The sequence below is a fragment of the Pseudomonas sp. WS 5010 genome, from assembly GCF_012985565.1.
Taxonomy (GTDB): domain Bacteria; phylum Pseudomonadota; class Gammaproteobacteria; order Pseudomonadales; family Pseudomonadaceae; genus Aquipseudomonas.
Window position 1 is genome coordinate 1 of sequence record NZ_JAAQWQ010000020.1, and the last position, 12,415, is coordinate 12,415.

Here is a 12,415-nt window from a genome sequence, read left to right on the forward strand (position 1 = left end):
AACGATGCATCGCCGATGGTAGTGTGGGGTTTCCCCATGTGAGAGTAGGTCATCGTCAAGATTAAATTCCGAAACCCCAATTGCGAAAGCAGTTGGGGTTTTGTTTTGGGCGGTCGAAAAGGCGCTGAGGCGATTTGGCACGTCGTCCAACTCTGTCCATAACGCCCTTCAATGCTAAAGTCCCACCCTCGATTTTGCTTTTCCCAAGGAAGCCGTTATGCCGGATGCAACGTCCCTCAGCGCTGGATTCATGGTCGTCCACGGCAATCGCCTGGATGAACTGCGCAGCCTGGTTGTCAGTTGGATGCGTCGATATCCGCTGGCTCCCCTGGAAAACGAAATCGCCCTGGTACAAAGCAACGGAATCGCGCAATGGCTCAAGCTGGCTCTTGCCGAAGACCCGGAAGAAGACGACATGGGTGGTTGCGGCATCGCCGCTGCAATCGACGTGCAACTGCCCGGCAGCTTTATGTGGCAGCTCTATCGCATGGTTTTGGGCCGTGACGAAATCCCGGTCAAATCCCTGCTGGATAAAGCCCCACTGACCTGGCGCCTTATGCGCCTGTTGCCCGAGTTGATCGACCAGCCGCACTTCGAGCCCCTGCAACGTTTCCTCACCCACGACACCGACCTGCGTAAACGCTACCAACTGGCGGAACGCCTGGCCGACCTGTTCGACCAATACCAGGTCTACCGTGCGGACTGGCTGGAAGACTGGGCCGCTGGTCGCCACCAACTGCGCAATGGCCGAGGCGAAGCCAAGCCCCTGAGCCCGGCCAACTGCTGGCAGGCCGAGTTATGGCGGGCGTTGCTGCTGGACGTTGGCGAGCAAGGCATGGCGCAGAGCCGTGCCGGGGTCCACCAGCGTTTTATCGAACGCATCAACAACCTGGATGCCGCCCCGCAAGGCCTACCGTCGCGAGTCATCGTGTTTGGCATATCCTCCCTGCCAGCCCAGGCCCTTGAAGCATTGGCCGGCCTGGCCCGTTTCAGCCAGGTGTTGCTCTGCGTACACAACCCTTGCCGTCACCATTGGTCCGACATCGTTGCCGACAAAGACCTACTGCGAAACGAATACAAACGCCAGGCGCGCAAGACCGGGATGCCCGTCACCATCGACCCGCAAACCTTGCACCAGCATGCCCACCCCTTGCTGGCCGCCTGGGGCAAGCAAGGTCGCGACTACATCAACCTGCTGGACAGCTACGACGACCCCAACAGCTACCGTTCGGCCTTCCGTGACGGGCGCATCGACCTGTTCAGCGACAGCGAACCGACCACCATCCTCAACCAGTTACAGGACGATATCCTCGAACTGCGCCCGCTCCCCGAAACCCGTGAGCGCTGGCCTGCCGTTGATCTGCAGCATGACACTTCGATTCGCTTCCACATCGCCCACAGCGCCCAGCGCGAAGTGGAAATCCTCCACGACCAACTGCTCCAGCGCTTCAGCGCGGACCCGACGTTGCGCCCCCGCGACGTTATCGTCATGGTCCCGGACGTTGACAGCTATGCACCGCATATACGCGCGGTGTTCGGCCAGTTGGACAAGAAAGACCCACGCTTCATCCCCTTCACCCTGACGGACCAGGGCCAACGGGGCCGCGACCCGCTGTTGATCGCCGTCGAGCACCTGCTGAAACTCCCGGACAGCCGTTTCCCGGTCAGCGAAATCCTTGATTTGCTGGACGTCCCCGCCCTGCGCGAACGTTTCGTGATCCAGGAGCGCGACCTGCCCACCCTGCACCGGTGGATCGAAGGCGCGGGCATCCGCTGGGGGCTCGATGCCGAACAACGCGCCGGCCTGGGCTTGCCCAGTGCGCTGGAGCAGAACAGCTGGCGTTTTGGTCTGCGCCGTATGCTGCTGGGCTACGCCGTCGGCAGTGGGGCTGCCTGCGATGGCATTGAGCCCTATGACGAAATCGGCGGCCTCGACGCGGCGCTGATCGGCCCACTGGTCGCCTTGCTTGACGCATTGCACGCTGCACATCAAGCGCTGTCACAACCCGCGACCCCGCACGCTTGGGGTGCACGCCTGCAAGACCTGATGCAACGCTTCTTCCTGGCCAGCAATGAACACGACGACTATCTACTGGGCCAACTCGAGCAACTGCGGGAAGACTGGCTGGAAACCTGCGAGTCCGTCGGCCTGTGCGATGAATTACCGCTGACTGTCGTCCGTGAGGCCTGGCTTGCCGGCCTCGACCAGGGTCGCCTGTCCCAGCGCTTTCTCGCCGGCGCCGTGAATTTCTGCACCCTGATGCCGATGCGTGCCATCCCCTTCAAGCTGGTGTGCCTGCTGGGCATGAACGACGGCGACTATCCGCGTGCGCAACCGCCGCTGGATTTCGACCTGATGGGCAGCGACTACCGCCCCGGCGACCGCTCCCGGCGTGAAGACGACCGGTACCTGCTGCTCGAAGCCCTGCTTTCCGCACGCGACCAGCTCTACATCAGTTGGGTCGGCCGCAGCATCCGCGATAACAGCGAGCGCCCGGCGTCCGTGCTGATCGGTCAACTGCGCGATCACCTCGCCAGCGGCTGGCAGCACGCCCAGGAGCAACCACTGCTGGAGGCGATGACCCAAGAGCATCCGTTGCAACCCTTCAGTGCGCGTTACTTCCACGAGGGTGACCCTCTGTTCAGCTACGCCCGCGAATGGCAGCTACTGCACGAAGCCCAGGACGAAGTCCGCGAAACAGCGCGCCTGGCAGCCTACATCCAGGAAGAGCCCTTGAGCCTGGGCCAGTTGCAGGACTTCTTGCGCAACCCTGTCAGGCATTTCTTTAGCCAGCGCCTGAAAGTGTTTTTCGAAGCTGCCGAAGTGCCCCTGGCCGATGAAGAACCCTTCGTCCTCGACGCCCTGCAGCGCTACACCTTGAGCGACAGCCTGCTCGCCGCCGCGCTGACCGACCCGGATCATCTGGAGCAAGCCCTGGAGGCACAGGCACAACGTCTTCAAGGCAGTGGCCTGTTGCCCATGGTCGGCTTCGGCGAGTGCCTGCGCAACGAACTGATCGAACCTTTGCCTGACTTGCTGCAACGCTACCAGCAACTCCTGGCTCTCTGGCCCACGCCACACAACACCGCAGAGCCCGTCAGCTTCGCGCACCATGGGATTGCGCTCGACGGCTGGATCAGCGGCTTGCACCGGCGCAGTGATGGCGGCTTGCTCAGCGTGACCACCATCCCCAACAGCATCGGCTCGATCAAGACCCGCAAGTGGCATCGCCTGATCCGCCCATGGGTCAATCACCTGGTGGCCTGTGCCTGCGGCTTGCCGTTGAGCACAGGGTTGGTGGCGAGTGATGACACACTCTTGCTGGCACCCCTGGAGCAAAACCTTGCCCAGGATGTGCTCGGTAATCTGTTATTGGCCTGGCAGGCCGGCATGAGTGAGCCGCTGCCGGTCGCGGTCAAGACGGCGTTTGCCTGGCTCGGCCAGACTGATCCGGATAAAGCCCAGGCCGCCGCCCTTAAAGCCTACGAAGGCGATGGCATCACCAGCGACGGCGAGCGCCGTGAAAGCCCGGCCCTCACCCGGCAGTTCCCCGACTACGCGGCCCTGGTCGCCAGCGAAGATTTCGAAGGCTGGGCTGAAACCCTGTATCGCCCCTTGATAACCGCACCCTGGCGATCACTGACCAGCGAGGAGGCCCGTCCATGAGTGCCATCAAACCCCTGGCCCTGGCCTTCCCCCTGCGTGGCAGCCAACTGATCGAAGCCAGCGCCGGCACCGGCAAGACCTTCACCATCTCCGCGCTGTACCTGCGCCTGGTACTGGGCCACGGCGGCGACGAGGCGGGTTTTGGTCGCGAATTGCTGCCGCCGCAGATCCTCGTAGTGACCTTCACCGATGCTGCCACCAAAGAGCTGCGCGAACGCATCCGCACCCGCCTGGCCCAAGCGGCGCGCTTTTTTCGTGACGAAATCGAGCAGCCCGACGCCTTGATCGTCGAGCTGCGCGCTCAGTACAGCGCCGAGCAATGGCCTGGCTGCGCCAACCGCCTGGATATCGCTGCGCAATGGATGGACGAGGCCGCCGTCTCGACCATTCACAGTTGGTGCCAGCGCATGCTGCGCGAACACGCGTTCGACAGTGGCAGCCTGTTTACCCAGACCCTGGAAACCGACCACAGCGATTTGCTCGGCGAAGTGTTGCGCGACTACTGGCGCCTGTTCTGCTACCCGATGCACGGCGATGCGCTGAACTGGGTCCGCAGCAACTGGGGCGGCCCTGCGGCGCTGATGCCCCGAGTACGTGCGCTGTTTGGCAGCGAGCGCCCCGCTGACGATCCGCGCGAGCCCGCCGAACTGATCGAGACCTGCCTGCACGAACGCCGCGAAGCCCTGGTGGCGCTCAAGGCCCCTTGGCAGGAATGGGCCGCCGAGTTGCGCGAAATCTGCCTGCAAGCCGTCGCCGCCAAGGCGGTGGACGGGCGCAAGATGCAGGCCCGTTATTTCGAGCCCTGGTTCGAGAAAATCAGCGTCTGGGCTGCCGACGAAACCCTGGAGCAACTGGATATCGGCACCGGTTTCACGCGCCTGACCCCCGATGGCATGGCCGAAGCCTGGAAGGGCGATGCACCCCATCACCCCGGCCTGGATGCCATGGCGGGCCTCAAAGCCAGCCTCGACGCCTTGCCCACGCCCGACGCGGCGGTGCTGCAACACGCGGCCGCCTGGGTCGGTAAACGTTTTGAGGAAGAGAAGCGCCGGCGCGCCGAGATGGGTTTTGACGACATGCTCATCCGCCTGGACACCGCCCTGCAAGCCGAGGGGGGCGAGCGCCTGGCCAGTGTGATCCGCGAGCAATTCCCGGTGGCCCTGATCGACGAATTCCAGGACACCGACCCGGTGCAGTACCGGATCTTCGAAAGCATCTACCGCATCGAAGACAACAACCCGCACAGCGGCCTGTTCCTGATCGGCGACCCCAAGCAGGCGATCTACGCGTTTCGCGGCGCCGATATCTACACCTACTTGCGCGCCCGCCAGGCCACCGCCGGGCGCTTGCATACCCTGGGCACCAACTTTCGCTCCAGCCATGCCATGGTCGAGGCGGTCAACCATGTGTTCGAGCGTGCGGAAACCGGGCGTGGGGCGTTTCTGTTTCGTACGCCCGACGGCGACAACCCGGTGCCTTTCCTACCGGTCTCGTCCCAGGGCCGCAAAGAGCAGTTGCAGGTCGATGGCCATACACTGCCGGCCTTGAATATCTGGCACCTGGCCACTGACCAGCCGATCTCCAATGTGCTGTATCGCCAGCAACTGGCCGGCGCGTGCGCCAGCCAGATTGTCGCGTTGCTCAATGGTGGCCAGCAGGGCACGGCGGGGTTTATCAAGGGGACGGACTTTACCCCCGTGCAACCGTCGAACATCGCCATCCTTGTGCGTGACGGCAAGGAAGCCCAGGCCGTACGCGGCGAACTGGCCGCGCGCGGTGTGCGCAGTGTGTACCTGTCCGATAAGGATTCGGTGTTCGCCTCCCAGGAAGCCCACGACCTGCTCGCCTGGCTCAAGGCCTGTGCCGAACCGGATGTCGAGCGCCCGCTACGCGCGGCCCTGGCCTGCGTCACCCTTAACTTGTCGCTGCCCCAGCTGGAGCAACTGAACCAGGACGAACTGGCCTGGGAGCAGCGCGTCATGCAGTTCCGCGACTACCGCGTGATCTGGCGCACCCAGGGCGTGTTGCCGATGCTGCGGCGCCTGCTGCATGACTTCAAGTTGCCGCAAACCCTGATCGCCCGCAGCGATGGCGAACGGGTGCTGACCAACCTGCTGCACCTGTGCGAATTGCTGCAACAGGCCGCTGCAGAACTGGACGGCGAACAAGCGCTGATCCGCCATCTTGCAGAGCACCTGGCACTCTCGGGCCAGGCCGGCGAAGAGCAGATCCTGCGCCTGGAAAGCGATGAGCAACTGGTCAAGGTGGTGACCATCCACAAGTCCAAGGGCCTGGAATACGACCTGGTTTTCCTGCCGTTTATCTGCTCGGCCAAGCCGGTCGACGGCAGCCGCCTGCCGCTGCATTACCACGATGCCAACGGCAAGTCCCAGGTCAGCCTCAAACCCACCGCCGAACTGATCGCCCAGGCCGATGACGAGCGCCTGGCCGAAGACCTGCGTCTGTTCTACGTGGCGCTGACCCGGGCCAAACATGCCTGTTGGCTCGGCGTGGCCGACCTCAAGCGCGGCAATCACAACAGTTCGGTGCTGCATCTCTCGGCCCTGGGCTATCTGCTGGGTGGCGGCGCGCCCCTGGGTGAGTCCGCAGCCCTGGCCCGCTGGCTGATGGATGTGCAGGACGGCTGCGCGGCAATTGCCTACGGGCAAATGCCCCAAGCCGACAGCAACACTTACCAGCCACCGCGCAATGACGCGACCTTGCTCGCGCCGCTCCTGCCTAAGCGCAAGGCGGCGGAAAACTGGTGGATTGCTTCCTACAGCGCCCTGCGCATCGGCGAAAGCATGAGCGCCGCCAGCCTGGAAGCCCCGGAAAGCCCACAAGCCCAAAAGCTGTTCGACGACGAACGCCTGGACCCGGATGCACCGCGCGAAGTCGCCGCGTCTGGCGGGGATATTCACCGTTTCCCACGGGGCCCCAACCCCGGGACCTTTCTCCACGGCCTGTTGGAGTGGGCCGGCAACGAAGGCTTCAACGTAACCGGCGAAGCCATCGAAGATGCCGTCGCCCGGCGCTGCAACCGACGCGGCTGGGAAGGCTGGATCGGCACCCTCAGCGGCTGGCTCGGGCACCTGTTGCAAGTGCCGCTGGGCCTGGGCCATGGGCAGGCAGCGATGAGCCTGAGCGACCTGCAGCACTACCAGATCGAAATGGAGTTCTGGTTCGCCAGCCACAAAGTCGATGTGCTTGCCCTCGACCAACTGGTCTGCCAGTACACCCATGACGGCGTGTCGCGGGTCGCCGCCGAGCCGGTATTGCTCAACGGCATGTTCAAGGGCTTTATCGACCTGACCTTCGAGCACGACGGCCGCTACTACGTGGCGGACTACAAATCCAACTGGCTCGGTGCCGACGACGCGGCCTACACCCGCGAGGCCATGGAACAGTCGATTCTCGACCATCGTTATGACCTGCAATACGTCCTCTACCTGCTGGCCCTGCATCGCCAGCTCAAGGCGCGGCTGCCCGATTACGATTACGACCGGCATGTGGGCGGCGCGCTCTACCTGTTCCTGCGCGGTAGCCAAGCCGCGAGCCAGGGCGCGTACTTCACCCGGCCGCCTCGGGAGCTGATCGAACGCCTGGACTTGCTGTTCCAGGGCAAGCCGCAACCGCCCAAGGTCGAACCGGCCTGGGAACAAGGAGTCCTGCTATGAGCCTCTCGACAATGCCGCTGGAGGCACTGGCACCGCTGGATCGCGCTGACGACCTGATGCACCTGCTGGAGCGCTGGGTCGAGCGCGGCTGGCTGCGGGCGCTGGACAAGGCGTTCGTCGGCTTCCTCCATGAGCTCGACCCACAGGCCGACCCCCTGATGCTGCTGGCCGCCGCCCTGACCAGTCACCAGCTGGGCCACGGTCATGTGTGCCTGGATTTGTTCGAGACCCTGAATGCCCCGGATTTCGCCCTGTCGTTGCCCCCTGAAGGTGATCTTTCCAGTGGCGTGATGCTGCCCTCGCAACTGCTCGATGGCCTGGACGGTGACCATTGGTGCCAGGCCCTGGCCGCAAGCCCGCTGGTGGCGCTGGCCGTGGATGGCAGTGTGGCGGCGCAGAGCCGGCCTTTGGTGTTGTCGGGCAAGCGCCTGTACCTGCGGCGTTACTGGACCTATGAGCGGCGCATCGACAGCGCCCTGCGCCAGCGTCTTGCCGCGCAGGAAGCGGTCTCGGCGGACCTGCCCCAGCGCTTGAATGGCCTGTTCCAGCAGCCGCCACCGGATGGCGTGGTCGACTGGCAGAAACTCGCCTGTGCCCTGGCCACGCGTGGCGCGTTCAGCATCGTCACCGGCGGCCCCGGCACCGGCAAGACCACCACCGTGGTGCGTTTGTTGGCCTTGCTGCAAGCGCCCGCGGTGGAGCAGGGCACGGCCCTGCGCATCCGCCTGGCGGCACCTACCGGCAAGGCGGCGGCGCGCTTGACCGAGTCCATCAGCCAGCAAGTACGCTCGCTGCAAGTGCCAGAGGCCGTGCGCGAAAAAATCCCCACCGAGGTCACCACCGTGCACCGGTTGTTGGGCAGCCGCCCCGGCACTCGGCATTTTCGCCATCACGCGGGCAACTTGTTGCCGCTGGATGTGCTGGTGGTCGATGAAGCCTCGATGATCGACCTGGAAATGATGGCCAACCTGCTAGATGCCTTGCCACCCCATGCGCGCCTGGTACTGCTGGGGGACAAGGACCAGTTGGCCTCGGTGGAGGCCGGCGCGGTACTCGGCGATTTGTGCCGCGATGCCGAAGCGGGCTGGTACAGCCCCGGCACTCGCCAATGGCTGGAAAGTGTCAGCGGCGAGAGCCTGGCGGGCAGCGGCTTGCAGGAAGACCTCGATGCCAGCCATCCGCTGGCGCAACAGGTGGTGATGCTGCGCTATTCCCGGCGTTTCGGCGAAGGCAGTGGCATCGGCCAACTGGCGCGTTGGGTCAACCAGCAAAACCCCGAACAGGCCCGGCTACTGCTGGATGCCGGCAGCCACGACCTGTCTTGCCTGCGCCTCAAGGGCGAGCATGATCGCGCCCTGGAGCGCCTGGTGCTGGATGGGCAAGGCGGTGATGCCCAGGGCTATCGCTACTACCTGAACCTGCTGCGCACCACGCGCCCGCCAGCCCAGACACCCCGCGACGACCCGCGCTGGACCGACTGGGCACGCCAGTTGTTGCAAGCCTTCGATGCCTTCCAATTGCTCTGCGCGGTGCGCAAGGGCCCCTGGGGCGTCGAAGGCCTCAACCAACGCATCACCGCCGCGCTGCTCAAGGCCCGGCTGATCGACAGCGACCAGCAATGGTACGAAGGCCGCCCGGTCCTGATGACCCGCAACGACTACGGCCTGGGCTTGATGAACGGTGACATCGGTATCGCCTTGAAGCTGCCCGAAAGCGACGGCGGGCCGCAGGTGCTGCGTGTGGCCTTCCCGCGCAACGACGGCCAGGGTGGAGTGCGCTTTGTACTGCCCAGCCGCCTCAATGATGTGGAAACCGTCTATGCCATGACCGTGCACAAGTCCCAGGGCTCGGAGTTCGCCCACACTGCCTTGATCCTGCCGGATGCGCTGAACCCGGTACTGACCAAGGAGCTGATTTACACCGGCATCACCCGTGCCAAGGACCGCTTTAGCTTGATCGAGACCCGTGGCGCAGTATTCGAGGAAACGGTGCGGCGCAAAGTGAAACGGTTGAGCGGGCTGATGTTGGAGTTGGGTGTGTGATGCGTAGGAAAAACCTGACTGATATGTCGGTTTTTTCGTAATAAATGGCGGGATCTACCTAGGCCCCGTCTCGATGGGGTTTCCGCCAATATGCTATCGTTGCGGCATCATCCCGAGAAGATCATAGAGAATCGCTGCATGAACGTGGCTGTCTCGCCCGCAGAGCGTAGTTGGAGCTGGAGACGATTGCTGCTATCGGCCGTTCTGTGCCTCGTCACGCCTCTGGCTTTTGCCCAGGCGTCCACTGTCAGTGCGGCCGACCAGCGGGCCCAGGCCGTCACCCAGGTGGTACTGGGGATTCTCAGCTACGCCCGCTGGCCGGTGGAACCCACCCAACTGCGCTTGTGCATCGTGGGCCCGACCCAATACACCGATGACCTGGTCAAAGGCACAACCCAGGCCACAGGCCGGCCGGTGGTGGTCCAGCGCCTGCTGGCGGACAACCCCAATATCGTCAACGCCTGCGACGCGCTGTATATCGGCAAGCTCTCCACTGAAGAACGCAGCCACTTGTTCACCGCCTTGATCGGCCGCCCGGTGCTGAGCATCAGCGAAGGTGGCGACCAATGCACCGTGGGCAGTCTGTTCTGCCTGCGGGTGGGCGATGAGCAGGTGTCGTTCGAGGTCAACCTCGACTCCGTGGCCCGCAGCGGCGTGCGCATTCATCCCAGCGTGTTGCAATTGTCCCGCCGGCGAGCGCCGGAGCCATGAGGCTGCGTAACGCCACAAGCCGCCCCACTTTACGTTCGGTCTTAGGTCGCGGGCACCTGAGTGTGGCGCTGTTGGCGGTCGCCATGGCCAGCGTGTCCCTGACCCTGCTGGGCGTGCTGGCCCTGCGGGTATATGCCGACCACAACCTGCACCTGATCGCCCGCTCGATCAATTACACGGTGGAAGCCGCGGTGGTGTTCAACGACCGCGTGGCGGCCACCGAAGCCCTGGCGTTGATTGCCTCCACGGAAGAGGTGGCCGAAGCCCGGGTGCTGGACCTTAATGGCAAAACCCTGGCCCATTGGGTGCGCCCGGAGACCGGGATGTTGTCCAGGGTCGAGCTGGAGCTGGCCCATACGTTGCTGGAAGAGGCCATCAGCCAGCCGATCCTGCACCAAGGCAAGCAGATTGGCACCGTTGAGTTGAGCGGTCACGGCGGTAGCCTGTTGCGCTTTTTGCTCAGCGGCCTGGCGGGGATCATTATCTGCACCGCCTTGAGTGGCTGGGTCGCGATTTACCTGGCGCGGCGCATGCTGCGTGGCATCACCGGCCCATTGCACAGCCTGGCCGACGTCGCCCACGCCGCGCGCAGCGAGCGGGCCTTCGACCGCCGCGTGCCGCCGGCACAGATCGCCGAACTCGACAGCCTGGGCAATGACTTCAATGCCCTGCTCGACGAGCTTGAAGCCTGGCAAACCCACCTGCAAAGTGAAAACGAAACCCTCGCCCACCAGGCCAGCCATGACAGCCTGACCGGGCTGCCCAACCGCGCCTTCTTCGAGGGCCGCCTGATCCGGGCCTTGCGCAGTGCGGCCAAGCTCAACGAACGGGTGGCGGTGCTGTTCCTCGACAGCGACCGCTTCAAAGACATCAACGACAACTTCGGGCATGCCGCCGGTGACGCGGTACTGGTGGCTGTCGCCGCGCGCGTACGGGCGCAACTGCGCGAGAGCGACCTGGTGGCGCGCCTGGGCGGCGATGAGTTCGCCATCCTGCTCTCGCCCCTGCACAAGCTTGAAGATGCCCAGCGCATCGCCGACAAAATCATCGCCAGCATGGACCAGCCCATCCCGCTGCCGGGCAACACCGAAGTGTTGACCTCACTCAGTATCGGTATCGCGGTTTATCCCGATCATGGCGCCACTCCCGGCGCCCTGCTCAATGCCGCCGATGCGGCGATGTACCAGGCCAAACGCCTTTCCCAGGGCGGCCAGCACACGGCGGAGTCGGAGCACCCCGCTGCCAACGTTCAACACAGGAGTTGATCCCTTGTTTGCTAACACACGTGTTCTCTTTATCACCTTGTTTATCGCGCTGCTGGCGCTGAGCGGCTGCCAGACCGCCCCGCCCAAGGGCCTGACACCGGCGCAAGTGGCGGTGCTCAAGCAACAAGGCTTCGAGCTGACCGACGAAGGCTGGGCGTTTGGCCTGTCGGGCAAAGTGCTGTTTGGCAGCGACGTCGAAAAGCTCAACAAACCCAGCACCGAGATCGTCGAACGCATCGGCAAGGCCCTCACCGGCGTGGGCATCGAACGCGTACGCGTAGACGGGCACACCGACGCTTCGGGCAAGGAAGCCTACAACCAGCAACTGTCCCTGCGCCGGGCGAAAAGCGTGGGCAAGGTCCTGGTGGATGTGGGTATGAAGGAGGAAAACGTGCAACTGCGTGGCCTGGGCAGCAGCGAGCCGGTGGCCTCAAACAGCACTGCCGCGGGCCGTACCGAGAACCGCCGGGTATCGATTGTAGTGATCGCCGACTGAGCCGACAGCTCGGCCTAACTGTGCAACCAAACTGTGGGAGCGGGCTTGCCCGCGAAGGCGGTGGTTCAGCCGGGTATGTAGCGATTGACCCACCGCTATCGCTGGCAAGCCAGCTCCTACAGTTTTTTGTGTCGCCCCAAAATTCTGCGCCCGACGCCATTCAACTGTGGGAGCGGGCTTGCTCGCGAAGGCGGTGGTTCAGTCGGGTATGTATTGACTGACCCAGCGCTATCGCTGGCAAGCCAGCTCCTACAGTTTTTTGTGTCGCCCCAAAATTCTGCGCCCGCCGCTACTCACCTGTGGGAGCGGGCTTGCTCGCGAAGGCGGTGGTTCAGCCGGGTATGTATTGACTGACCCAGCGCTATCGCTGGCAAGCCAGCTCCTACAGTTTTTTGTGGCGCCCCAAAATTCTGCGCCCGACGCCACTCAACTGTGGGAGCGGGCTTGCTCGCGAAGGCGGTGGTTCAGCCGGGTATGTATTGACTGACCCAGCGCTATCGCTGGCAAGCCAGCTCCTACAGTTTTTTGTGGCGCCCCAAAATTCTGCGCCCGACGCC

The 12,415-nt window shown here is 63.9% G+C and carries 6 protein-coding genes; all 6 read left to right on the forward strand.

Annotation, left to right across the window (positions count from 1 at the left end; genetic code table 11):
- The first annotated feature begins 217 nt into the window (after positions 1–217).
- The 6 genes from recC (at position 218) to HBO11_RS28250 (ending at position 11,858) form a co-directional block, all read left to right on the forward strand.
- Entirely contained in the window at positions 218–3,667 is a 3,450-nt protein-coding gene (recC, locus tag HBO11_RS28225) for an exodeoxyribonuclease V subunit gamma (RefSeq protein ID WP_169955147.1), read from the forward strand.
- Positions 3,664–7,344, forward strand: a complete 3,681-nt coding sequence (recB, locus tag HBO11_RS28230; protein ID WP_169955146.1) for an exodeoxyribonuclease V subunit beta — start codon at positions 3,664–3,666, stop codon at positions 7,342–7,344. The genes recC and recB overlap by 4 nt, the downstream gene beginning before the upstream one ends.
- Entirely contained in the window at positions 7,341–9,386 is a 2,046-nt protein-coding gene (gene recD / locus HBO11_RS28235) for an exodeoxyribonuclease V subunit alpha (protein ID WP_169955145.1), read from the forward strand. Before recB ends, recD begins: the two co-directional genes overlap by 4 nt.
- A gap of 138 nt (positions 9,387–9,524) precedes the next feature.
- The gene (locus HBO11_RS28240) at positions 9,525–10,097 is read left to right on the forward strand and encodes a YfiR family protein (RefSeq protein WP_169955144.1); all 573 of its coding nucleotides are present in this window, start codon (positions 9,525–9,527) and stop codon (positions 10,095–10,097) included.
- Positions 10,094–11,362 carry a diguanylate cyclase gene (locus HBO11_RS28245; protein ID WP_169955143.1) on the forward strand — a complete coding sequence of 423 codons (1,269 nt, stop codon included), beginning with the start codon at positions 10,094–10,096 and terminating at the stop codon, positions 11,360–11,362. Before HBO11_RS28240 ends, HBO11_RS28245 begins: the two co-directional genes overlap by 4 nt.
- Positions 11,363–11,366: 4 nt before the next feature.
- On the forward strand, positions 11,367–11,858 hold the full coding sequence (locus HBO11_RS28250) for an OmpA family protein (protein WP_169955142.1): 492 nt from the start codon (positions 11,367–11,369) through the stop codon (positions 11,856–11,858).
- Positions 11,859–12,415: the final 557 nt, after the last annotated feature.